Genomic DNA, 23,555 nt, shown 5'->3' with positions numbered 1-23,555 from the left:
ATAGTCGTCCAACGGCGAGCTCACCACCGGATTGGAATTGATGATGTCACCGAGCAGCGTAGTGCGGTCGCGGAAGATGCCGCTGTTGCGCACCTCGCGGGAGGTGTCGCCGCGCAGGTAGGCCACTGCGGTGGCGTTGGTGCCGCCCAGCGCGGTGATGTCGGCCTCGGTGCAGCGGACCAGCGGACCGGGTTTGCACAGATCGGCCAGGGCAACGTTGGTGCTGCTGAAATCCAGCGCGGTGCCGTTCTTGTTCATCACGATCTGGCGGCCCGAGGAGCTCAGTCGCGTCGCGGCGTCCCAGACCGGGGTGTACTCGGCGACCTGGGTCTGCGCATTCACGCTGACCTTGGAAGCCACCAGGCTGCTGTACCAGTCGGTGCCTTCGTTGGCGATGTCGTAGCGCGGCGTCACGCTCAACGAGCCCGCACCGATGCGCGCACCGGTCATGCCCAGGCTTCCCGACGACGAGCCGCCGCTGCTGATCGAGGACAGCACGCGACGCATCGCCGCGGTGACCTCGGCCGGCGTCTGTGCGTTGATGAATTCGCCGCGGCTGTTGATCGCCGCATGCCAGATTTCATCGATCACGGTGCCGTCGTCGACCTTGATCGGATCGCCGTTGCCGTTCCAGTTCGGGGGATTGGCATACGGATCATCGGTGGCCGCCTGGTTGACCCCGTAGATCTTTCCCTGCGCACCCAGGGTGACGCCGTAGAAATTCATGTGCAGGTTAGGCTGGCAATCCAGCCGCTTCCACGCCGCCGAACCCACATCCAGGGTCTTGCATTGGTTGCTGATCGGTACCTGCCCGACCGGGAAGCCCGTGCCGCTACGCAGCGGGGTCCAGGTGGCGCCACCGTAGAAGGCAGCCGCGACGTCGGCGATGGTATTGCTGTAGGCATCCTTGAACGGCGCGCCATTGAACGGAGACGTGTCCGTGCCGTCGGCATTGCCGTAGCCACTGACCGTGCTGGACGTGTTGGTGTAGCCGTCGGTGAACAGCATGCCGCCGTTTTTCTGGCAGGCCAGCTGCACCGGTGCGCCGGCATCGGTGCGCCGGAACTGCTTGCCCAGGAACTCCACTGCCTGTCGGTTGGGCGTACCGCCGGCCGGGGCCAGATTGTAGATCTGGTTGTACAGATCCGACCTCTTGGTGGCCATGTCATACATGGTCACGGCGTTGAGCTTGTTGATGGTGAAGTAACCCACCCGCATATTGTTGACATCGACCATCGCGTGGCTGGCAGAGCCGACGATGGCGAGAATGCGGTTGTGGTGATACTGGAACCAGTTGGCGAAGTTCTGGATCGCGGTGTTGTAATCGGCCGCGTTGGCGTAATTGTCGCTCTTGATCTGGTAGCGACGCATGTTGCAGCCCGGACCGCAGGCACCGGCGATCACCGGTCGGTTGGCGTCGGCGGTGCGGTAACCGGTCGGGGCGGGGGCGTCGGCCGGCAGGTAGAACGTGGCCGGGAAGTAGTCGACCGGATAGGCAACGTCGGCCGTGATGCTGCGCGCGGCCGTGCGCCACGCGCCATCGCGATAGTACCGGTTTCCGGTGCCCGTCAGGTCCGGAATGGTCATACCGGCCACGAACTGGAAGTTCTCACTGGTCTCGGTACGATTGCTGGTCATATCGTAGATGGCGGCGTAACCGTTGAACCCGCTGCGCGGGTCGGCGCGCGTGGCGGTGATGGGCGCGTTGTCCCATAGCGTCCCGTCCGCTTTGCGCCATGGCAGGTAGGTTTCCGCCGGATCGTAATAGCTGGCGTTGTAGGTCGAGGAACGCGCGAAACCGAAGATATCCAGCGGCGGAATCGCGCGGCCGGGGGAGTAGCTGGTATTGAATCTCGCGTGCGGGTACAGGTACAGGTAGCAGTCGTTGGTGGAGCAGGCACCGCCCACGCTGTAGAACACGCCAGCCGAACTGAAGAAACTGCCGTTGGCATTGTTCCAGCGCATCGCCCCATCGCCACCGGGGAACATGCGTTCGAAGGTCATGGAGTTGGAATCATCGACCGCCATGATGAACGCCGGCGGCGTCTGCACCAGGTTGTTGAGCGGGGCCTGGGCCAGCACGCCCTGGGCCTGGGCGGCCATCAGGCTGTAGATGAGGTAACCGCCACCGGCCAGCAACACCGCAGAGGCGGCGAGCAGGGATTTGAATTTGCGCGACATCATTGCGGCGGCCCTCAGAGCTTGAACACAGTATCGATCGCCGAAGACGACGTGGCGTCGGCGTTGGAATCGGCGGCATAGCCGGTGATCTGGTACACCGGCGTGGCCACGTCGAGCGGCCGCCCCATGTCCAGCGCGCCTTCGCCCTGGATGCAGGACTGGATCTGGCGGACATTGACAAGCGGCTTGCTGCCCAGATTGGCGTCACGTACCCACACCGCGGGGTCATACCCATCATCGCAGCGCTGCCCGATGTCGGCGCTGCCGACGATCGGATTGGCGCCAGCCGCTTCGCGGTTGGCGATCTTCTCCACCGCGTCTTCGGCCCCGCGCACCGTCGCTTCGGAATTCTCGAAGGCCAGATTGGTGGCGCGGTAGCTGGAGGACATCTTTTCCTGCATGCCCGCCACCTGCATGCCGACCACGCCCAGCAGCGCCAGCAGGATCAGCATGATCAGCGCGACATACAGCACTGCACCGCGTTGGCTGCGGCGCGGGGATGACGAGTGCCGCGGCCGGGGCAAGGAACTCAGTGTTTTCATGTCGGTCAGTTCCCGAACAGACGGTTGCGCAGCGCCACCGAGACTTCGTAGCTGGCGCGGTAGCGCTTGTCGTCGGTGGCGGGGGGGACGATAGTGGTACCCAGCACGCCCAGATAGTTGCCCGCGTCCTTGGGGGACTCCGCCGACGCCTGCTGCGGGCTGCGGGCCAGCAGCCCAACCTGGACCAGGCCCACGCGGCGCCACTGCGCGACAGCGGCGGCGGTGGTGGCGGTGCTGACCGCATTTGCCGTCTGCTGCTCGACGATATTGCCGGTCGGCGGCGCGGCGCGGCTGATGTCGGTCTGCGAATCCAGACCGTACAGCAGTTGCATGCTCTCGATGCCTTCGACCAGTTCCTCACCGGCACCGTAAGCGCCGTTGGAGCCAGCGCGGGCGCGGTACAGCGCCGGTTCGGTGCCGTTGCTGGCCACGTAATAGACCACCGCCTCGGCGCGGTACAGCATGGTCACCGCGTTGTTGGCCGCGTAGTTGGACAGATCCGTGGCGTTGGCGGTAACGGTGGTACCAGACAACGTACCGGTGAACACATCGGCACGATTGCAGTCAGCCACGCCGAACACGGTGGGCCCACCCGTGACACCCGCCGCCAGGCGCTGCGCGCCCTCGCTGCTGATGCCGACCGTGGACTGCGTAGCGCTCGAGGTCAGGGTGCTGATCGGCACGCCGTCGGGATGGAAGAAGCGCAGCACCACGATGTCACTGCCCGGGCTGGGCGCAGGATTGAGACCGGTGATGCTGGCCGGCGCCGCAATCGCGGCCTGCCAGGTCGTACCGATGGTCAGCGAACTGGTGGGCGTGGTAGCGCCTGCCTCATAGCCCTGGATCGGCACCGAGAAATCCAGCGGCACCCCGCTGCCGGAAACGACACCGGCGATGCGATACCCGATGGAGGCGTTGCCCTTGACCACGTGCGCCTGGTCGTTGACACAGCCGAAGTGGCCGGCCATGCGCAGGTCGCGCTGCAGGAAATCCAGCGCGAAGCGTGCATTTTCCTGCGTGCGTGCTACCCCCTCGGACAGCTGTGAGGCAGTCCGCGAGGCGATGAATATCTGGACCACGCCCAGCATCATGACCAGACCGATGACCATGGCGATCATCATTTCGATCAGTGACAGGCCGGCCATGCGACCACGGGAAGACATGTGCGCACTCATAGTTGCGATACCAGGGCGAAGGAGGTGAGGCTGTCGGGATCCTTGGCATCCCAGCGCTGGTCGCCCCAGCTGATCGCCACAGTGACCTGCCCGTTGTTGTACTGCACCTGCGCACTGGCCTTGTCGCCCAGGGTCTTGACGACCTGGCACTGCCAGCGCGCCACGTTCTGCTTGGCGGTGACCGCCGCACCGGTGGGCCAAGCGCAGGCGCCCTTGCTGGTGACCGAGCCGGCAGCGAAGGACGCATCGACGTAACCACCGCCGTTGAGCGTGCTGGCGCGTTGGGCGCGCATCAGATCGATCAGGTCATAGGACAGGTTGGTGGCCTGGGTGCGGTAGTTGGCGCTCTGCACGAACCGGACGTTCATGGTCTGAAGCAGCGCGAAGCCCAGCAGCCCGAACGCGAGCACCAGCAGCGCGACCAGCACCTCGAGCAGGCTGAAGCCGCGTGCGCGCCGACCAAAGCCGTTGAAATTCCTGCGCGTCATGAACACGTTCCTCGTACAACCCGGACCTGGCCGGAGAGATTCACCGTCAAGGTGCGGTTCGATTCGCCCGCCTTGCACGCTGCCGGGGCCAACAGGATCTGCTGGTTGGCGGCACTGCGGCGACGGCCACGGGCATCGAACGCGATCGACGCCGGCGTCGGCCCGGTCACCGCCAGGTCGGTGGAGCCGCGGGCGAATCGCAACACCGTGTCGGCGCCGTTGAAGCTGCCGTTGCCATCCAGGTCCGACCAGGCCATCAGCCCGTCGGACCAGTTGCCGTCGCAGGCCAGCCCCTGGGTGCTGGCACACACGCCGCCCCCCTGCTTGTTGCGGATCGCCTCGCTTCTGGCCAGCGACAACATGCCCACCAACTCGTTGTTGGAGGTGCTGACGCGATTGGAACGAATGGTGCCGCGGAAGTTCGGAAAGGCGATCGCGGCCAGTACCCCGAGCACCACCAGGGTGACCATCAACTCGACCAGCGTGAAGCCCTTGGAACGGCGTACAGACATGGAACGCTCCCCAGCGTGATGACACAGAAGATGAACGACCCGCCGCCGGGCGGCAAGCGGCGGCAGGACGAACGGTCGCCCGGGGGCGACAGGCGTCAACGCGTTGACGCCTCCGGTCTTGATCGGACGGGGGCGGGCCACCCTGCCCGCCCCGGCTGGCTCAGGCCAGGACCTTGTAGCAAGGCTGGTACTCGCCGGAGATCTTCATCCGACGCTGCTCGACGAAACCGCGCAGCAGCTCGTCCAGGGCCTGCATCATGTCGGCGTCACCGTGGATCTCGAACGGGCCGAACTGCTCGATGCGGCGCATGCCGTCTTCCTTGACGTTGCCGGCGACGATGCCGGAGAACGCGCGACGCAGGTCGGCAGCCAGGGCATGCGGCGGACGGCCGTGGTGCAGATCCAGCGCAGCCATCGCCTCGTGCGTGGGCACGAACGGCTGCTGGTACTCCCACGGAATCTCGATGGACCAGTTGAAGAAGAACGAATCCTTCTGCTCCAGGCGATGCTCGCGCACGCGCTTGATGCCGGCGGACATGCGTCGCGCCACCGCGACCGGGTCGCCGATGATGATCTCGTAGCGCGCCGCTGCGGCCTCGCCCAGGGTCAGGCGGATAAAGCGGTCGATCTGTTCGAAGTACGGCGCGGCCACGGTCGGGCCGGTGAGGATCAGCGGGAACGGCAGGTCCTTGTTCTCCTCGCGCAGCAGGATGCCGAGCAGGTACAGGATCTCTTCGGCGGTACCGACGCCACCGGCGAACACGATGATGCCGTGACCGATCCGCACGAACGCTTCGAGACGCTTCTCGATGTCCGGCATGATCACCAGGTGGTTGACGATCGGGTTCGGCGACTCGGCGGCGATAATGCCCGGCTCGGTCAGGCCGATGTAGCGGGTGACGTGCTTGCGCTGCTTGGCATGGGCGATGGTGGCGCCCTTCATGGGGCCCTTCATCGCGCCCGGGCCGCAGCCGGTGCAGATGTCCAGGCCGCGCAGGCCCAGCTCGTAGCCCACCTGCTTGGTGTACAGGTATTCGTCGCGGCCGATCGAGTGACCGCCCCAGCAGACCACCAGGTTCGGGTCGCCGGGGTTGAGGATGCGCGCGTTGCGCAGCAGCCCGAACACCGCGTTGGTGATGCCCTCGGAGGATTCCAGTTCGGCCGCGTACTGCGGACCCATCTCGATGGCCATGTAGGCCAGGTCGCGCACGACGGCGAACAGCAGCTCGGCCACGCCGCGGATGATTTCGCCATCCACGAAGGCCATGGCCGGCGCGTTGACCAGGTCGATGCGGACGCCGCGATCCTGCTGCGCCACCTGGATGTCGAAATCCGGGTAGAGATCGCGCGCCGCGCGCGGATCGTCCGAGGCACTGCCACTGGTCAGCACGGCCAGCGCGCAACGGCGCAGCAGCTCGTGCATGCCGCCGCCGGAGGCGTCGCGCAGACGCGCCACTTCGGCACGCGACAACACGTCCAGGCCGCCGCGCGGGTAGATCCGCGCGTCCTGCACCGGCAGCGTCCGCGCCGGGGTTTCGGTGATCTTCATTTCCATTTTTTCTGCTTTCCTCAAGGTTTCCGACTGTACCGCTGCCCCCTTAAAAAGCAAAACGGCCGGGAAGCCCGACCGTTGGATAGGTTTCAGCGGCAGCGGGCCTTTTCGGCGCGCTGCGGTGCGCATGTCTGCGCGCAACCGGTTGAGGGTACATGAAGTGGCCGCAGGGAGCAAGAACGCCGCCCCATCCAGCCATGACCGCCCCGCCTTCCCGACAAACAGAAACGGCCGGGTTTCCCCGGCCGTTCCATATGCAGCTCTTGCTACGTCAGTTCATCAGAACTGGTAGCGGAAGCCCAGCTGCAGCGACCACTGCGACACACCCACGTCGAAGCCGTCGGCGTCGGCGTTGGCGACGGTCGGGGTATCGGCGCCGCGGTAGTTGTACACGTACTTGCCCTGGTACATGCCCTGCAGGGTGGCAACGCGGCTGTCGGCGAAGAAGCCGTAGTCGTAGATGTTGCCCCACTTCTTGTTCAGCAGGTTGCCGACGTTCTGCACGTCCAGCCAGATTTCCGACTTGTGCCCCTTCATGAAGCCCGGCAGCTGCTGGCTGATGCGCAGGTCGAAGGTGTTGATCCAGCCACTGCGGAAGCCGTTCGCGCCCGGCGTGCTGCCCGCGTACTTGGCCAGGTCCGGGTTCGCGGCCAGCCAATCGAAGAAGCTCTTCTCCATCGCGGCATCGGCCGTGAACGCACCGGTGTTGGACAGCGTGCCGAACAGCACGTCGCCCGGGCCCTTCGGCACGTAGAACAGGTCGTTGGCGGTGCGGCCGTCGCCGTTGGCATCGTTGACGAACACGTAGCTATACGGACGGCCGCTGCGGCCTTCGTACACCAGACCGACCTTGGTTTCGTAGTCACCGAAGAACTTGTGCTTCCAGTTCAGCGCACCCGACAGGCGGTCGCGGATCTGGTAGCGCGAGGTGTTCTCGACCGGGGTGTTGGCGTCGAAGGCGTACTGGTAGTTCCAACCCGAACTGGCGGTGGAGCTGGTCAGCGAACCGACTTCGGTCGCATCGGTGTAGGTGTAGCCGATGTTCCAGGACCAGTCGCTGGCGTCGGTCCACGGCTTGGACAGCGACACGGTGAACTGCGAGGTACGGCCTTCGTCGGTGTTGTTGATCAGGTAGACGTTGTTGTAGGCAGCGGCCTTGCGGGCGCGGGAGTCCGCCGTCTGCCATGCACCGACCTTGTTCTGCAGGTAGAACATGTCGCGGCCGTCCGGCCCCTGGTACTGCACCGGGCCCAGATTCAGGTTCTGGTAGAACAGGCCATCCTTGACCTTGGTGACCAGCAGCTCGGCCGACGCCACGATGCCATACCACGGGGTCTCATGATCCAGGGCCAGGTTGGCCTTGTAGATCGACGGCAGCTTGAAGTCGTTGCCGACGAAATTGACGTTCTGCACGGCCGAACCCGGGGTGGTCGGAACCGGCTGGCTATCCTTGTTCGGATTGAACTTCAGCGAATCGGCGTACTGGGTGTTACGGAGGCTGTAGACGTTGGTGTTGAAACCGGTCGCCGAGTAGCTGTTGCTGATCCACACCTGCGGCGAATCACCCTGGAACAGGCCCACGCCACCACGCAGCTGGGTCGGGCGATCGGTGTCGAAGGTGTAGTTGAAGCCGAAGCGCGGCTGCACCAGGAACTTGCTCTCGAAGACCTTGCTGTTGTTGTAGCCGAAGAAGTTCGACGCGGCAGCGTTGTAGGCCGGCGACGGGCTGGTGTCCGGACGGTCGGCGCGCAGGCCCAGGGTCAGGGTCAGGTTGTTGTTGACGTACCAGGTGTCCTGCACGAACAGCGCCAGGTTGCTGTAGGTGTAGTCAGCAGCGATCGAGCCCGGGGTGCGCTCCGGTGCGTAGTCGTAGGTGTTCCAGCGGCCGGCGGCAAAATTGTCCAGGCCGTAGAAGGTGTAGGTGCCCCACGAGTTGGCGCCGTAGTAGTTGTAGATGTCGTTGGTGTCGTACGATGCACCGAACTTGACGTCATGGTTGCCCAGGGTCAGCGTGCCGGCGCCGTAGTAGTTCCACGCCTTTGTCGTCAGGATGTTGTCCTGCGAGTTGACTTCGGTACCCAGGTACAGCGAGTCACCCGACGGCGCGGTCGGCGTGCCACCGAAATAGATGCGCACGCTCGGAGCATCGGTCGACACCGCGCGGATGGCCGAGTACTCGCGGTACGAGGCCTTCAGTTCGGTCGAGAAGTTGTCGGTCCAGTCACTGAACAGCTGGGCGACATAGCTCTCGTTGGTCTTGTTGTGCTGGTACCAGTACGAGTTCAGCGAGGCCGAGCTCGTGGTCATGCCGTTGATGCGCAGCTTGCTCTGGTCGATCTTGCTGTAACGGATGTTGGCACGGTGGTTGTCGCTGATGTTCCAGTCCAGCTTCAGCGCGTACTCTTCCATCGAGGTATCGCCGTTGCTTTCCAGGCCACCGGCTTCGATGCCGTAACCCTGCGCGATCTGCTGCGCGCGGGTCACGTCGGCCAGGGTGAACTGGCCATTGGGCTTGCCCAGCGGGGTGGTGCTGAGGTCGGCGCCCGGAGCGGCCTGCTCGAACTTTTCATAGTTGGCGAAGAAGAACAGCTTGTCCTTCAGGATCGGACCGCCAACGGTCATGCCGTAGGTCTTTTCCTTGGTGAAGCCGTTGAACTTCTGGCCTTCCGGGTTGTCGCCGAACCAGTCGCCGTCACGGTAGGTGCCGTAGACCGAGCCGTGGAATTCGTTGGTACCGGACTTGGTCACCGCGTTGACGGTGGCACCGGCGGCGGCAGCGATGCTGACGTCGTAGTTGGACAGGTTGATGTCCAGCGCTTCGATGGCTTCCATCGCGACCGGCTGGCGGCGGGTCGGCATGTTGTTGCCTTCCAGGCCGAAGGTGTCGCTGGCCGAGACGCCGTCGATGCTGATCGAGTTGAAGCGCGGGTTCTGGCCACCGGCCGAGATCGAGCCGGACGCGCGGTCGATGAAGGTCACGCGCGGATCCAGGCGCATCAGGTCCTGGATGTTGCCGCCGATCGACGGGGCAACTTCGATCTGCTGCTGGCTGATGTTGGTGCCCGAGCCCATCTTGGTCGCGCTGAACACTTCCGAGCCTGCAGCAACGGCGACGACCTGGACGGCATCCAGGTTGGTCGCGGCGAGGTCGCCGGTCAGTGCCGCGTTGACGGTACCGGTCTGGTTGACGCCCAGGTACAGGCCGTCTTCGGTCTTGGTGCCTTCACCGGACTTGGTGATGGTGATGGTGTACGGACCACCCACGCGCAGACCGCGCGCGTTGTAACGACCCGCCGCATCGGTGGTCGCACGGCTGACCGTGCCCGACTCGGTGTGCGTGATGGTGACTTCGGCACCGGCAACAGGCGCACCTGAGGCGGACGTGACCTGACCGCCGACACCGGCAGAGGTGCTCTGGGCGAAGGCGGGAGCGGCAGCAAGTGCGGCCACGAGACCAAGGGTGAGCTTGGACATCCGGAGACAGCGTGAGTGGGTCATTGGGGAGTAGCCTCGATGCGAGATTGGCGATGGCGGAGAAAAAAACGCGCCCAAGCAGCCTTGCTGGCGGCTGACTGGACTTTTATCTGGGTTCCCTAGCCGCGGGCTGGTTTCAGCCGCAACGGTTAACACTAGATTAACACGGTAGCGCTGGATTGTGACGTTTTGGCGACAAAACACACGCCATCACAACGCTATCGTGACGTCATCTTCACAACTCAGCCCGTTTGGCTGAATGGCCGCTGCGGCGGTGTGCGCAAGGTAGCCAGGGAAAGCTGCGGCTTGGTGACCGCCGGGATGGCGGGGGAGCCGGTCAGCGGCCGGTACTACCGGAGGGGATGGGGTCTACCGCGAGATGACCGGGCCCTGCCCTTCAGGCGTCCAGGATCTGGCCGCGGTGGGCGACGCCCTGGGCGGACAGCAGCAGGACCGCGGTGGCGGCGCAATCGACCGGGTCGCGGGCGCTGCGATCTTCGTCCAGGGAGAACGCACGGGCCCGCAGGGCGGTGCGCATCGGGCCGGGCTGCAGGCCACTGACCCGGACCGGGCTGCGCCCGAGTTCGTCATGCAGGCTGGCGATCAGGCCGCGCAGCCCGTGCTGGGCGGCGCCGTAGCCGCCCCAGTAGGCCTGCCCCACCCGCGCCGGATCGTCCACGGTGAACACCAGCGCGGCATCATCACGCTGGCGCAGCAGCGGCAGGCAGGCCTGGGCCAGCCAGGCCGGGGCAGTCAGGTTGACGTGCACCGCGCGGGCGAAGCTGCCCGGATCGGCCAGCTCGAACGGCGTCAGCCCGGCGAAATCGGCGGCGCAGTACAGCAGGCCATCCAGCCGCCCAAGCTCGGATTGCAGGCGTTCGGCCAGGACCGCGTAGTCGTCCGGGGTGGCCCCTTCCAGGTCCAGCGGGTACAGCAGCGGCTCGGGGCCGACCGCCTGGACGGCGGCATAGACCCGGTCCAGCCGACGCGGCTTGCGCCCGAGCAGGACCACGGTGGCACCGGCCTCGGCACAGGCGATGGCGGCGGCGCTGCCGAAGCCGCCACCGGCCCCGGCGATGAGAATGACGCGATCGGCGAGCGATGCGGTCCCGGCCACGACGGACGGGACGGCACTCATGCCTGTGAAGCCTCTTCGACGATGCGCTTGAGCTCACCGGACTCGAACAGCTCCAGCACGATGTCGCAGCCGCCGATCAGCTCACCATGGATGAACAGCTGCGGGAAGCTGGGCAGGTTGGAGAAGCGCGGCAGGTTGGCGCGGATCTCGGGTTCCTCGAGCACGTTGACCGTGCGCAGCGCGACCGCGCCGGCGGCCATCAGCGCCTGGATGGCGCGGCTGGAGAAACCGCACATGGGGTACTGCGGGGTGCCCTTCATGAACAACACGAGGGGGTAACGCTCCACTTCGGACTGGATCTGCTGCATCACCGCCACAACGCCTCTCCTGCAGGTGGGACAACCCGACCTGGCCGGTCGGATAGACTTCCCTCATCGCCATTGTAAGCCTTCCGGCGCCCCTCTCCCCAATCCGTCGCGAGCCATGCCCCTCGAACTGCCCCGCCTGCCCTACGACCGCACCGCCCTGCAGCCCCACCTGTCGGCCGAGATGCTGGACCTGCACCACGGCCGTCACCATCGCGCCTATGTCGAGGCGGTCAACGCGCGCATCGACGGCACCGAGCTGGCCGAGCTGCCGTTGGAGGACATCGTGCGGCAGAGCCAGGGCAGCCTGTTCGACGCGGCCGCGCAGGCCTGGAACCACGACTTCTACTTCCGCTGTCTGCATCCGCGCGGTGGCGGCGACCCGAAGGACCGGCTGGGCGAACTGGTCACCCGCCACTTCGGCGACATCCGCCGGCTGCGCGAGGAATTCGACCGCGCGGCGCTGGGCCTGTTCGGCTCGGGCTGGGTGTGGCTGGTGCAACACCCGACCGGCGCGCTGGCGATCCAGACGACCCGCAACGCCGGCACCCCGCTGACCGGACAGAGCACGCCATTGCTGGCCTGCGATGTGTGGGAACACGCGTATTACACCGACTACCAGAACGAGCGCGCGCGCTATCTGGAGGCGTTCTGGAAGCTGGTCAACTGGGACTTCGTGGCCGCGCAGCTGCGGGATTGAAGGCGCGCGCCGTCATGGCGGCGACAACCGGGTCGTGTGGTCGCCCGGGGGGCGGGCGCGCAGGCAGCGCGCCCGTTTCAGCGGCGTAATGCAGCGACCACCGGGGCGACCTGGGCGGTACGGTCAAGCTGCCCGCCCACGGTGTCCAGCGCGTCGGCCAGGGCCTGCGCATCCGCGTCGCGCAGCGTGGCGTGACCAACCTTGCGGCCGTCGCGCGGCTGCTTGCCGTAATCATGCCAATGCCCGCTCGGCTGGCCGAGCACAGCGGCCGCTTCGGGCATCGCACCGAGCCAGTTGAGCATGCAGGCATGGCCGAGCATGCGTGTATCACCCAGCGGCAGGCCGAGCACGGCGCGCAGGTGGTTCTCGAACTGCGACGTCTCGCTGCCTTCGATGGTCCAGTGGCCGGAGTTGTGCACGCGCGGGGCCATCTCATTGACCAGCAGCTCCTCCCCGCGGCAGAACAGCTCCAGCGCGAACACGCCCACGTAATCCAGGCGCTCGGCCAGCGCGCGCGCATGGCCGATGGCGGCCTCGTGCTGGGCAGGACCCAACGTCGCCGGCGCCAGGCTGGCCGAAAGCACGCCGTCGACATGCCAGTTGCCGGTCACCGGCCAGGCGCGGAATTAACCGTCGCGACCGCGCACGGCCACCACGCTGACTTCGCGATCGAAGGCGACGAAGCCCTCCAGGATCAGCCCGGTCCGCTCGACGTAATCGCCCAGCGTGGCCCAGGCGGCATCGATGTCGGCCTCGCTGCGGATGCGGAACTGGCCCTTGCCGTCGTAGCCCAGGCGGCGGGTCTTGACGATGCAGGGCATGCCGAACTCGGCCACCCGGGCGGCGAGTTCGTCGCGACTGCGGATATCGGCGAACGGCGGCAGCGGGATACCCAGCTGCTGGAACAGGGTCTTTTCGCTCAGCCGGTCCTGGGCCACGGCCAGCGCATCCGGGTTCGGGTACACCGGCACGCGCTCAGCCAGGAAACGGGCGCTGCGGGCGGGCACGTTCTCGAAATCGAAGGTGACCACATCCACGCGCGCGGCGAATGCGGCCAGCGCGGCCTCATCCTCGAACGCAGCCACCTGCAGCGGCGCCACCTGGGCACCACAGGCATCGGCGGCCGGGTCGAACAGCTCGAAGCGCAGGCCCAGCGGCGCGCCAGCCAGCACCATCATGCGGGCCAACTGCCCGCCGCCCAGGATGCCAACGGTATTCATGCTCATTGACGCGGGTCGTCGTGGGCCATGACGTCTTCGGTCTGGCGGGCGCGGAAGGCCTGCAGCGCCTCGCCGATGGCCGGCTGGTCGGAGGCCAGCATGGCCGCGGCGAACAGGGCGGCATTGGACGCGCCGGCGTTGCCGATGGCGAAGGTGGCGACCGGGATGCCGGCCGGCATCTGCACGATCGACAGGAGCGAGTCCATGCCGTTGAGGGCCTTGGACTGCACCGGCACGCCAAGCACCGGCACGGCCGTCTTGGCCGCGATCATGCCCGGCAGGTGGGCCGCGCCCCCGGCACCGGCGATGATCGCGCGCAGGCCGCGCTCACCGGCCTGCTCGGCATAGGTGAACAGCACGTCCGGCGTACGGTGCGCCGAGACCACTTTCACTTCGTAGGGAACGCCGAGCGCATCAAGCTTCTGGGCGGCGTGCTGCATGGTTTCCCAGTCGGAGCGGGAACCCATGACGATGCCGACGAGCGGCGCGGATTGGTTGGGGGTCATTGGCCGTCACCTGCCTTAAAGACGTATTCTAGCCATCTTCCACGCAAGACGAAGAATCCATGGATCGCAAGCTGCTCGACCTGCTGTGCTCGCCCGATACCCGCCAGCCCCTGTCCCTGCTCGATGCCAAGGGCCTGGACGCACTCAACCGCGCGATCGGCGCCGGTGCCGTGGTCAAGGCCGATGGCAGCACGCAGGCGCTGGCCCTGCGCGAGGCGCTGCTGACCCGCGACCGCAAGCAGGTGTTCCGCGTCGACGACGGCATCCCGGTGCTGTTGGCCGAAGAGGCCATCGCGACCGCGCAGATCGCCGATTTCCCTGAAAAATGAGTCCGGTCGTCCTTGAGGCGCCCGATGCGGCAGGGGTCGCCGCCGATGTGGCGCGCGCACTGGCGGAGGACATCGGCAGCGGGGATGTCACCGCCGCCCTGCTGCCCGACCGTCCCGACAGCGCCTACCTGCTGTGCAAGCAGGACGCGGTGATCGCCGGCCGGCCGTGGTTCGACGCCACCCACCGCGCACTGGATCCCGAGGTGACGATCGACTGGCGGGTGGCCGAGGGCGACGCCGTCGCCGCCGGCACCGTGCTGGCGATCCTGCACGGGCGCAACCGCAGCTTGGTCAGTGCCGAGCGCACCTCGCTGAATTTCCTGCAGACGCTGTCCGGCACCGCCACCACCACCGCACGCCATGTGGCGGCCGTGGCCGGCACCGGCGCGCGCATCCTGGACACCCGCAAGACCCTGCCGGGGCTGCGCGTGGCACAGAAGTACGCGGTGCGCTGCGGGGGCGGCGACAACCACCGGATGGGGTTGTTCGACACGGTGATGTTGAAGGAGAACCACATCCGCGCAGCGGGCTCCCTCACCGCTGCGGTGCAGGCAGCGCGCGTGCAGTGGCCGCAGTTGCCGCTGGTGGTGGAGGTCGAGGACCTCGATCAGTTGCGCGAGGCACTGACGGTCGGCTGCGAACGCATCCTGATCGACGACTTCGATGCGGACACGCGTCGTGAGGCGGTGCGGATCGCGGCTGGCCGGATTCCGCTGGAGGTGTCTGGCAGCGTCGGGCTGGACGGCCTGCGCGCGATCGCCGAGGACGGCGTGGACTGCATTTCGATAGGCGGCCTGACCAAGCACGTGCAGGCGATCGATCTGTCGCTGAAACTGGGGCCGCCGCCGGCTTGACCGGCCTGCACGGTGGTGCCGCCGTTGGCCAGCTCCGCGTTGGTCGGGAGCCGGCCAACGGCCGGCACTACCAGGTCGAGAGCTGGCCAGCCGCCGGCACCACCGGCGCGCGGCGTGGCGCTTGCGCAGACGGGCCGCACGGGTTCGGAACGCGGCGACGCAGCGGACGCGCGCATCGGCCTCGCTGTTTTCACGGCACCGGCAGATCCGGTCTGCGAGGCTTGCCCTGCCCCCATCCCGGAGAGCGCGCATGCGCCCCTTGCTCCTGCTTGCATGCCTGTCGCCGCTGGCGACGCTGCTGCCGGCCACCGCCTCCGCCGCCGAGGTCTGCGATATCCCGCCGCGGTTCGGGTTGAGTCCGTTGGCGGTGAGCATCGTCAAGACCGCCTGCAACGAGCATCGGCTGTGGTATCGACCGTTCATCGATCGCGATGGCCGCGCGGCCAGCCTGAGCGTCACCGAGGCCGAGAACGAGCACCTGGCCGACAATGGCGTGATCGCCTGGCAGCGGGTGGTCGGTTACTGGCGCGAGAGCGGGACGCTGTCGCCGATGGGCGACCAGCCGGGCGCCTCCAGCTGCATGGCGCCGCTGGGCACGCGCTATACCGACAGCGACTGCCGCGCCTTCCTGATCGACAACCCGTGGTCGGCAGCGTTCATTTCCTGGGTGATGACCCGCGCCAGCGTGCCCGGCTTCACCCGCTCGCCTCGCCACATCGATTACATCCGCGCGGCCTACCAGAACAGCGGACCGTACCGGATGACCGATCCAGCCCAGGAAAAGCCTGCCCCGGGTGACCTGCTGTGCTTCCTGCGCGACCGCAGGCAGACCTTGAGCTACAGCGGACTGGTGCAGTCCCTGGGCAGCGGCGCGGTGTCGCACTGGAAATCACATTGCGAGGTGGTGATCGCCGCCAACGTCGGCGGTGATCACACCCTGTACCTGGTGGGCGGCAACGTGATGAACACCGTGGCGATGCGCAAACTGTCGCTGGATCGCAGCGGCCGCATCGAGCTGCCGCCGGCCAAGGCCGATGCCGGCGACGGGGTGGATCAGAGCTGCACGCCGGGGCGCGAGGAGGAATGCAGTTTCAATCGGCAGGATTGGGCCGCGCTGCTGAAGCTGGTGGCCACCGCGCCGGCGATGGCGCCGATGGACGCCCCCTACCCGGCCGGCACATCGATGCCGGCCGCCGCTCCGCAGACACCGCAGGCACCGGCGGCGACACCGCTGTCGCCCGCCGCACGCCCGCTTCCGCCGCCCCCGCCGACCCCTCCGCCTGTACCGCCCGCGACGCTGCCGGTACACCCGCCGCAGACCTCGTAGCAACCGCCACGCGCAAGGCTTGATCCCGGTCGCGTTCGTCGCCATCTTGAAGGTTCGACCTCCTTGACCGCACCGAGTCACCGATGCCCAGTTTGATCCTGTTGATGATTGCCGGTGCGTTCGCCTACGCGTTCTGGAACTCCTCGCGCGCGGCCGCCGAGCGTGCCGGCGAGCTGGGCCGCAACGCCTGCCGGGCCGCCGATGTGCAATGGCTGGACCAGAGCGTGCACGGCACCGGGCTGCGCGTATGCCGCAAGCCCAATGGCTGGCTGGGCTGGGAGCGCACCTTCAAGTTCGAGTATTCGCACGATGGCGTGGACCGCCACACCGGCCGCATGGTGCTGCGGGGCGATGAGCTGGTGGCGTTCGTGGGGCCGTCGGCGGCCCGGATCAGCGAGATCCGGCGCGGCGTGGATACCAGCGGGGCCGAGGACGTGTGACATGAAATGGCCGCCTTGCGGCGGCCATTCTGCTTTACTTGACCACGCGCAGATGCGGGCGGCCGCTGGGCTTGGGCGGCGCGTCATCGGGCGGGGTCGGGCTGTCGTCGGGCGGCAGCTCGTCGTCCGGGCCGGGGTCGTGGCCGGGGATGTCATCCGGCAGGGCCATGCCCTGCCCCGTCTCGCGGGCATATACCGCCAGCACGGCCGAGATCGGCACCTGCACCGGATAGCTGGTCCCGGAGAAGCGTGCCGAGAAGCTCACGCTGTCATTGTCGATGTGCAGGCGTACGACGGCACGCTCGGCGATGTTCAACACCACCCTGCCATCCTTGACCGCGCTCTGCGGCACCTGCACGCCGGGCATGCCGGCGTCCACCAGGATGTGCGGCGTCAGGTCGTTGTCGTTGATCCATTCCACCAGTGCCCGCAACAGGTACGGACGGTGGCTGGTCATGCGGAAAGTGTCTTCTGTCATGGGGGTAGAGCCGAGCCGTGCTCGGCTGCAGGGATCCGATTGCGCAGTGGCAAGTGTACGCGCCCGCACCGGCGCCGGTCAGCACCCGCGCGCCGAACGTAAAGCGCCGATGCAGTCAGCTGCACCGGCGGGCCGGACTCAGCTGGGCAGATCGCGCAGCTTCTTTTCCTGGTCGGTCAGGCTGCGGATGAAGCCCGGGTGGCGGAAGATCCGGTTGCCGTAATCCTCGATCGACTTGCCATCCTTCGGCAGCGGCACGTCCAGCGACTGCAACCGCCACACGATCGGCGCCATCGCGCAATCAGCCAGGCTCATTTCCGGATTGAGGAAGAACTTGCTGGCCTTGAACAGCGGCACCGCGCTGGTCAGCAGTTCCTTCAGGCGCTTGCGCCCGGCTTCGGCCTGGGTCTTGTTGCCCAGCTGGATGGCCTGCACCTGCGGCACCCAGTCGTGTTCGATGCGCAGCATCGCCAGGCGGATGCGCGCGCGCGACAGCGGATCGACCGGCATCAGCGGCGGGTGCGGGTAACGCTCGTCCAGGTATTCGCTGACCACCGAGGCCGCGTACAGCACCAGTTCGCGTTCCACCAGGGTGGGCACGGAATGGTACGGGTTGAGGTCGATCAGATCCTCGGGCGGGTTCTGCGGGTCGACCGGGACGAAGTCGTAGCTCACGCCCTTGGCCGCCAGTACCAGGCGCACGCGATGGCACAGGACATCGTCGTTCGAGGAAAACAGCGTCAGGGTGTTCCGCATGCGTACGCTCGCCGCCATCAAAGGCTCTCCAACGTCCGGTAACCGCCGGTCGTATCGGCGCCGCCAGCCCATTGCCAGCGGTCGTCACAGTACCCGAGTGTGCAACTGCCCATCACAAAAGCCAATAGGCCGATCGACCCCTGATCGAGTCGATCGATACTCGGCGGCGCGATGGCGCTCAGTGCACGTCCTTCCAGTATTCCTTCTTCAGCAGGTACGCCAGGAAGGTGAGCAGGGCCAGGAACAGGATCACCCACACGCCGAGCTTCTGGCGCTTGAGCGCGGCCGGTTCGCCGGCGTACTCGAGGAAGTTGGTGATGTCGCGTACCGTCTGGTCGTACTCGGCAGCGCTTACGTTGCCCGGTTGTTCGATCTTCAGCCCGATCACCGGCGCGTCGGCCCCCGGGCTTTCCGGTTTGCCGTGTATCGCGTGCTGCAGCCCCTGCATCTCCCACAGCGGGTTGGGCATGGAGGCATTGGGGAACAGGCGGTTGTTCCAGCCAAGCGGCCGGGACGGGTCGAGATAGAACGACTTGAGGTAGGTATAGACCCAGTCGGTGCCGCGTACCCGGGCGATCAGGCTGAGGTCCGGCGGCATCTTGCCGAACCATTTCTCTGCCTGCGCCTTGGGCATGCTCACCGGGATCTGTTCGCCGATCGGGGTGCCGGTGAAGTTGAGGTTGTTCATGACCTCTTCTTCGCTCAGGCCCAGGTCGGCGGCCATCCGCGAGTAGCGCAGGTATTTCAGCGCGTGGCAGCCGGAGCAGTAGTTCATGTACAGCTGCGCGCCGCGCTGCAGCGAGGCGCGGTCGCCGAGGTCGTTGCCGGCCTGCAGGGTAGCGCCGCCTTCGGCGGCGCCGGCCAGGCTGCTGGCCAGCATCAGGGCGGCCGCGCAGGCCAGCCGGACAATCCAGTGGTCAGTCATGCGTGGTCACCCGATCCGGTACCGGTTTGGTCCTGTCCAGCCTGGTCCATAGCGGCATGGTGATGAAGAAGGCGAAGTACAGGAAGGTCAATACGCGGCCCACGTAGGTTTCATGTGCGTCGGTGCCGGGGCCCGAGCCGATCACGCCCAGCCAGACGAAGCACACCGCGAACACGCCGAGCAGGCCACGCGAGAGCCAGCCGCGGTAACGGTAGGACTTCACCCGTGCGCGGTCCAGCCACGGCACCAGGAACAGGATCGCGATGGCCGAGAACATCACCAGCACGCCGCCGAGCTTGTTGGGCACCACCCGCAACATCGCGTAGTACGGCGTGTAGTACCAGACCGGCTTGATGTGCTCGGGCGTGACCAGGCGATTGGCCTCGGTGAAGTTGTCGTGCTCCAGGAACAGGCCGCCGAACGCCGGGGCGAAGAAGATGATGAAGGCGGCGATGATCAGCAGGAACCCGGCGCCCACCCCGTCCTTGAGCGTGTAGTACGGATGGAACGGGATGCCGTCGGTGGGCGCGGTGGCCGACCAGCGGTTGCCCTTGGGCCCCTTCTTGATCTCCACGCCATCGGGGTTGTTCGAGCCGACTTCGTGCAGCGCGCCCAGATGCAGCACCACCAGCAGCAACAGCACCAGCGGCAGGGCGATCACGTGCAGGGCGAAGAAGCGGTTGAGGGTGGCATCGCTGGGCAGGTAGTCACCCATGATCCATTCGGTCAGCCCGGTGCCGATCACCGGAATGGCGCCGAACAGCGAGATGATCACCTTCGCGCCCCAGAACGACATCTGTCCCCATGGCAGCACATAGCCCATGAAGGCTTCGGCCATCAGCACCAGGTAGATCAGCATGCCGAGGATCCACACCAGTTCGCGCGGCTTCTGGTAGCTGCCATACAGCAGCCCGCGGAACATGTGCAGGTAGACCACGATGAAGAACAGCGAGGCACCGGTGGAGTGCATGTAGCGGATCAGCCAGCCCCATTCCACATCACGCATGATGTATTCGACGGAGGCGAAGGCTTCGGCCGCGTCGGTCTTGTAGTGCATCGTGAGGAAGATGCCGGTCACGATCTGGTTGACCAGGATCAGCAGCGCCAACGAACCGAAGTAGTACCAGAGGTTGAAATTCTTCGGCGCGTAGTACTCGGTCACGTGCTTGCGGTAGACCGGCATCAGGCCGGGCGCGCGCGTGTTGACCCAGTCGGCGACGCCGTTGGCGGTGCGGGAAAGGATGTTGGCCATGGTCAAGCCGCCCCCTGCGGGTCAACGCCGATGATGATGGTGTTGTCGTCCTGGTAATGGTGCGGCGGCACCAGCAGGTTGATCGGCGCCGGGACATCCTTGAACACGCGACCGGACATGTCGAAGCGCGACTTGTGGCAGGGGCAGAAGTAACCGCCCTTCCACTGCGGGTCGTACGGCTCGGGGCGGATCTCGGCGACCATCTCCGGCGAACAGCCCAGGTGGGTGCACAGCCCGACCAGCACCGAGACCTCGGACTTGATCGCGCGGAATTCGGGATTCTGCTTGAGTACGTAGGCCGGCTGCTGGTCCTTGACCCCGGATTCGGGATCCTTGAGCCGGTCATCCAGGCCGTGCAGCGCGTCGAGGATCGCCTTGGAGCGTTTGACGATCCAGATCGGCTGTCCACGCCATTCCATGACCAGTCGCTGGCCTTCCTGGAGTGCGCTGATATCGGCAATCACCGGAGCACCGGCCAGCTTGGCGCGGGCGCTGGGATTCCAGGACTTGATGAACGGCACTGCTGCAAATCCGACGCCGACCGCTCCGACCACCGCAGTGGTTGCTGAAAGGAATCGTCGACGTCCAGTATCGACTGGATCGTTTACCCCATCGTTGGCCATCCGGCACTCCGATATTGATTTAGGTAGCTTGAGGCTGCCAGCAGACCGGTGGGGGCCAGTCCACATTGAATCAGCCGCGAGTGTAGCTGAACCGAAGTCGGCCACACAACGCGGTACTACGGAACGACATTACGACACGACATTACGGCATGAAGGCCGGCCAGCGCCATGGGCGCGTCGGCTCACTGGGTAGTGGCCTGCGCACCACGGTAGCGTTCGGCCAGCTGCGCCACCCGCTTCACGTAGTACTGGGTCTCACTGTAAGGCGGTACGCCCCCATGGCGATCGACGGCGCCCTCGCCTGCGTTGTAACCGGCGGCGGCCAGGGTGAGGTTGCCGTTGAAGCGCTTGAGCAGCCAGGACAGGTACTGCACGCCGCCGCGGATGTTCTGCGCGGCGTCGTAGGAGTCGGTGACACCGAAGCGGCGCGCGGTGGGCGGCATCAGCTGCATCAGGCCCTGGGCACCGGCGCGGCTGAGCGCGGTCGGGTTGTAGGCGGATTCGGCGTGGATGATGGCGCGGACCACGGCCTCCTCGACCCCGAACTCGCGCGCGGCGGCGGTGATCTCGCTCTGGAAGGCGGTGGTGTTGAGCCGCACCGAGCCGAAGTTGACCCCGGGGTTGGCCCCGCACGCGTAGCAGCGCTCGATGAAGGTGTAGTGGATGGTGCGCACCGGGCCGAGGCTGGCCAACTGCGCCGGGCGGGCACTGGTGTAGTGGCGCACCCCGTCCTTCATGTAGGAATAGACCTGGCCGCTGACCACGCGGCCGGCCTTGTTGGCGCGTGCGGCCGGGGCCGGCGCCGATGGCGCGCTGAGCACCGTGGCCGATTGCGCCGGGCCACTGGCGGTGAGGGCGGTGGCGGTGTTGGCGCGATCGGCCTGGACCGGGCTGGATGGCGCGCTGGCGGTCGCTGGCGGGACCATCGCAGGCGCCGACGCGGCGACCGGTGCCGGCGGCGGGGTGTAGCGGCGCGGCGCGCTGCGGTCGGGCCGGTAGCTGCTGACCACGCTGCAGGACGCCCCGGAAACCCGCTTGCTGACATAGCTGGGCACGCCGTCGGCACCGAGGCACTTGTACAGCGTGCCCGCACTGGCCGGCGTAGCGGTCAGCGCAGCCAAGGCCAGCGCAGCGATCCCCAAGATCCCCTTCATTGCCGGGAGTGTCCCAACTTCGGCGGTGGTTGCCAAGTGTTTGACGCCGCTCGCCGGGGCGGGTCGGCCCTGAACCCGTCCCGGGAGCGCTTCCGGCATACAATATGCGGCTCATCGCAGCCAACCGGCTGCCTGCCCGCCCACCCGACTGGAATAAGCGCCATGACCGGGACGCCAGCTTCGACCGCGCCGACTTCGGCCGGCTCCGCCTTGCCTGCCGCCACACCTGACTCGCCCGCCGCCCGCCCCGACCTGATCGCCCTGCCCGGCTCCCGGCCGCAGGTGACCGGACCGGTGCGCGGCAAGCTGTACATCAAGACCCACGGTTGCCAGATGAACGAGTACGACTCGTCCAAGATGGCCGACGTGCTCGCCGCCGCCGAGGGCCTGGAGCTGACCGACGACCCGGCCGAGGCCGACGTGCTGCTGATGAACACCTGCTCGATCCGCGAAAAGGCGCAGGAGAAGGTGTTCAGCCAGCTCGGCTACTGGAAGGCGCTGAAGAACAACGGCCGCGGCGTGATCATCGGCGTGGGCGGCTGCGTCGCCTCGCAGGAAGGCGAGGCGATCATCAAGCGCGCCCCGCACGTGGACCTGGTGTTCGGCCCGCAGACCCTGCACCGGCTGCCGGAGCTGATCCGCCAGCGCCGCGAATCGGGCAAGTCGCAGGTGGACATCAGCTTCCCGGAGATCGAGAAGTTCGACCGCCTGCCCGAGCCGCGTGCGGAGGGCGGTTCGGCCTTCGTGTCGATCATGGAAGGCTGCTCGAAGTACTGCTCGTTCTGCGTGGTGCCCTACACCCGCGGCACCGAAGTCAGCCGTCCCTTCGAGGACGTGGTGGTGGAAGTGGCGCAGCTGGCTGCGCAAGGCGTGCGCGAGATCAACCTGCTCGGCCAGAACGTCAATGCCTACCGCGGCCCGTATGGGGACGGTGAATTCGCCGACCTGGGCCTGCTGATCCGCACCATCGCCGAGATCGACGGGGTCGGTCGCATCCGGTTCACCACCTCGCACCCGCTGGAATTCAGCGACTCGCTGGTGGATGCCTACCGCGATGTGCCGCAGCTGGCCAACTTCCTGCACCTGCCGGTGCAGGCCGGCAGCGACAAGGTGTTGTCGGCGATGAAACGCGGTTACACGGCGCTGGAGTTCAAGGCCAAGATCCGCAAGCTGCGCGCGGTACGGCCGGACATCTCGATCAGCTCGGACTTTATCGTCGGGTTCCCCGGCGAGACCGAGGCGGACTTCGAGAAGACCATGAAGCTGATCGAGGACATCGGTTTCGACCATAGTTTCTCCTTCATCTATTCGCGTCGCCCGGGCACGCCGGCGGCCGATCTGGAAGACACGATCAGCGATGCCGAAAAGCATGCGCGGCTGTCGCGCCTGCAGGCACGGATCAACGAACAGGCCGCGGCGATCTCGGCCAGGATGGTCGGCACCGTGCAGACCGTGCTGGTGGAAGGACCATCGCGGCGCGACCCGAACGAGTTGACCGGCAAGAGCGAGAACATGCGCTCGGTGAATTTCCCCGGGCATCCGCGCCTGATCGGGCAGTTCGTCGATGTGGTGATCACCGAGGCGTACAGCAATTCGCTGCGCGCGCGGATGGTGACGGCCTGAA

Annotated in this window: 21 protein-coding genes and 2 pseudogenes; 6 read left to right on the top strand and 17 right to left on the bottom strand. The window is 66.5% G+C overall.

The features are described 5' to 3' along the window. The 9 genes and pseudogenes from RTO53_RS08750 to grxD all read right to left on the bottom strand — a co-directional run. Positions 1 to 2,184, bottom strand: a pseudogene (locus RTO53_RS08750) (pilus assembly protein); the annotation flags it as partial. 11 nt (positions 2,185 to 2,195) lie between these two features. Next, positions 2,196 to 2,723: a PilX N-terminal domain-containing pilus assembly protein gene (locus RTO53_RS08745; RefSeq protein WP_312237418.1), complete on the bottom strand. Its 528-nt coding sequence runs from the start codon at positions 2,721 to 2,723 to the stop codon at positions 2,196 to 2,198. Between the two features lie 5 nt (positions 2,724 to 2,728). After that, positions 2,729 to 3,886, bottom strand: a complete 1,158-nt coding sequence (locus RTO53_RS08740; RefSeq protein WP_312237417.1) for a PilW family protein — start codon at positions 3,884 to 3,886, stop codon at positions 2,729 to 2,731. Between the two features lie 8 nt (positions 3,887 to 3,894). Beyond that, positions 3,895 to 4,386, bottom strand: coding sequence for a type IV pilus modification protein PilV (pilV, locus tag RTO53_RS08735; protein ID WP_312237416.1), 492 nt, complete (start codon positions 4,384 to 4,386; stop codon positions 3,895 to 3,897). Further along, the gene (locus RTO53_RS08730; RefSeq protein ID WP_312237415.1) at positions 4,383 to 4,898 is read right to left on the bottom strand and encodes a Tfp pilus assembly protein FimT/FimU; all 516 of its coding nucleotides are present in this window, start codon (positions 4,896 to 4,898) and stop codon (positions 4,383 to 4,385) included. Before RTO53_RS08730 ends, pilV begins: the two co-directional genes overlap by 4 nt. A gap of 160 nt (positions 4,899 to 5,058) precedes the next feature. Continuing rightward, positions 5,059 to 6,447, bottom strand: a complete 1,389-nt coding sequence (ppnN, locus tag RTO53_RS08725) for a nucleotide 5'-monophosphate nucleosidase PpnN (RefSeq protein WP_312237414.1) — start codon at positions 6,445 to 6,447, stop codon at positions 5,059 to 5,061. Positions 6,448 to 6,729: 282 nt separating this feature from the next. Further along, a complete protein-coding gene (locus tag RTO53_RS08720) occupies positions 6,730 to 9,924 on the bottom strand; it encodes a carboxypeptidase regulatory-like domain-containing protein (protein ID WP_312237413.1) in 3,195 nt (1,064 codons plus the stop codon). A 397-nt stretch (positions 9,925 to 10,321) separates the two neighbouring features. Next, positions 10,322 to 11,062 carry an SDR family NAD(P)-dependent oxidoreductase gene (locus RTO53_RS08715; protein WP_312237412.1) on the bottom strand — a complete coding sequence of 247 codons (741 nt, stop codon included), beginning with the start codon at positions 11,060 to 11,062 and terminating at the stop codon, positions 10,322 to 10,324. Beyond that, positions 11,059 to 11,379 carry a Grx4 family monothiol glutaredoxin gene (gene grxD / locus RTO53_RS08710; RefSeq protein ID WP_256776191.1) on the bottom strand — a complete coding sequence of 107 codons (321 nt, stop codon included), beginning with the start codon at positions 11,377 to 11,379 and terminating at the stop codon, positions 11,059 to 11,061. The genes RTO53_RS08715 and grxD overlap by 4 nt, the downstream gene beginning before the upstream one ends. A 106-nt stretch (positions 11,380 to 11,485) precedes the next feature. On the opposite strand from grxD, the gene RTO53_RS08705 reads away from it, so the two are divergent. Next, positions 11,486 to 12,067, top strand: a complete 582-nt coding sequence (locus tag RTO53_RS08705; RefSeq protein ID WP_312237411.1) for a Fe-Mn family superoxide dismutase — start codon at positions 11,486 to 11,488, stop codon at positions 12,065 to 12,067. Positions 12,068 to 12,144: 77 nt separating this feature from the next. Here RTO53_RS08705 and RTO53_RS08700 read toward each other — a convergent pair. After that, a pseudogene (locus tag RTO53_RS08700) lies at positions 12,145 to 13,293 on the bottom strand (5-(carboxyamino)imidazole ribonucleotide synthase). After that, on the bottom strand, positions 13,290 to 13,793 hold the full coding sequence (purE, locus tag RTO53_RS08695; protein ID WP_312237410.1) for a 5-(carboxyamino)imidazole ribonucleotide mutase: 504 nt from the start codon (positions 13,791 to 13,793) through the stop codon (positions 13,290 to 13,292). The pseudogene RTO53_RS08700 and the gene purE overlap by 4 nt, the downstream one beginning before the upstream one ends. Positions 13,794 to 13,852: 59 nt before the next feature. Between purE and RTO53_RS08690 the strand changes: the two genes are divergently transcribed. From RTO53_RS08690 to RTO53_RS08675, 4 genes are all read left to right on the top strand, one after another. Next, on the top strand, positions 13,853 to 14,122 hold the full coding sequence (locus RTO53_RS08690) for a Trm112 family protein (RefSeq protein WP_312237409.1): 270 nt from the start codon (positions 13,853 to 13,855) through the stop codon (positions 14,120 to 14,122). Next, positions 14,119 to 14,976, top strand: a complete 858-nt coding sequence (gene nadC, locus RTO53_RS08685) for a carboxylating nicotinate-nucleotide diphosphorylase (RefSeq protein WP_312237408.1) — start codon at positions 14,119 to 14,121, stop codon at positions 14,974 to 14,976. Before RTO53_RS08690 ends, nadC begins: the two co-directional genes overlap by 4 nt. A 250-nt stretch (positions 14,977 to 15,226) precedes the next feature. After that, positions 15,227 to 16,303, top strand: coding sequence for a DUF2272 domain-containing protein (locus tag RTO53_RS08680; protein ID WP_312237407.1), 1,077 nt, complete (start codon positions 15,227 to 15,229; stop codon positions 16,301 to 16,303). Between the two features lie 83 nt (positions 16,304 to 16,386). Beyond that, on the top strand, positions 16,387 to 16,743 hold the full coding sequence (locus RTO53_RS08675; RefSeq protein WP_312237406.1) for a DUF3301 domain-containing protein: 357 nt from the start codon (positions 16,387 to 16,389) through the stop codon (positions 16,741 to 16,743). Between the two features lie 34 nt (positions 16,744 to 16,777). Here RTO53_RS08675 and RTO53_RS08670 read toward each other — a convergent pair whose 3' ends face one another. From RTO53_RS08670 to RTO53_RS08645, 6 genes are all read right to left on the bottom strand, one after another. After that, positions 16,778 to 17,221, bottom strand: coding sequence for a ClpXP protease specificity-enhancing factor (locus RTO53_RS08670; protein ID WP_312237405.1), 444 nt, complete (start codon positions 17,219 to 17,221; stop codon positions 16,778 to 16,780). Positions 17,222 to 17,359: 138 nt separating this feature from the next. Then, entirely contained in the window at positions 17,360 to 17,995 is a 636-nt protein-coding gene (locus tag RTO53_RS08665) for a glutathione S-transferase N-terminal domain-containing protein (RefSeq protein WP_256776200.1), read from the bottom strand. Positions 17,996 to 18,155: 160 nt separating this feature from the next. Then, positions 18,156 to 18,857 carry a cytochrome c1 gene (locus RTO53_RS08660; RefSeq protein ID WP_312237421.1) on the bottom strand — a complete coding sequence of 234 codons (702 nt, stop codon included), beginning with the start codon at positions 18,855 to 18,857 and terminating at the stop codon, positions 18,156 to 18,158. Positions 18,858 to 18,894: 37 nt separating this feature from the next. Continuing rightward, complete coding sequence (locus RTO53_RS08655; protein ID WP_312237404.1) at positions 18,895 to 20,154, bottom strand: cytochrome bc complex cytochrome b subunit; 1,260 nt, start codon at positions 20,152 to 20,154, stop codon at positions 18,895 to 18,897. Between the two features lie 2 nt (positions 20,155 to 20,156). Then, positions 20,157 to 20,777 carry a ubiquinol-cytochrome c reductase iron-sulfur subunit gene (gene petA / locus RTO53_RS08650; RefSeq protein WP_256776202.1) on the bottom strand — a complete coding sequence of 207 codons (621 nt, stop codon included), beginning with the start codon at positions 20,775 to 20,777 and terminating at the stop codon, positions 20,157 to 20,159. A 182-nt stretch (positions 20,778 to 20,959) separates the two neighbouring features. After that, a complete protein-coding gene (locus RTO53_RS08645) occupies positions 20,960 to 21,931 on the bottom strand; it encodes a lytic transglycosylase domain-containing protein (RefSeq protein ID WP_312237403.1) in 972 nt (323 codons plus the stop codon). Positions 21,932 to 22,093: 162 nt separating this feature from the next. On the opposite strand from RTO53_RS08645, the gene miaB reads away from it, so the two are divergent. After that, on the top strand, positions 22,094 to 23,554 hold the full coding sequence (miaB, locus tag RTO53_RS08640) for a tRNA (N6-isopentenyl adenosine(37)-C2)-methylthiotransferase MiaB (protein ID WP_312237402.1): 1,461 nt from the start codon (positions 22,094 to 22,096) through the stop codon (positions 23,552 to 23,554). Position 23,555 lies beyond the last annotated feature (1 nt).

Source organism: Stenotrophomonas sp. (assembly GCF_031995405.1).
Lineage (GTDB): Bacteria > Pseudomonadota > Gammaproteobacteria > Xanthomonadales > Xanthomonadaceae > Stenotrophomonas.
The sequence above is the reverse complement of the archived record's forward strand: the minus strand, read 5'-3'. Positions and strand labels throughout refer to the sequence as shown.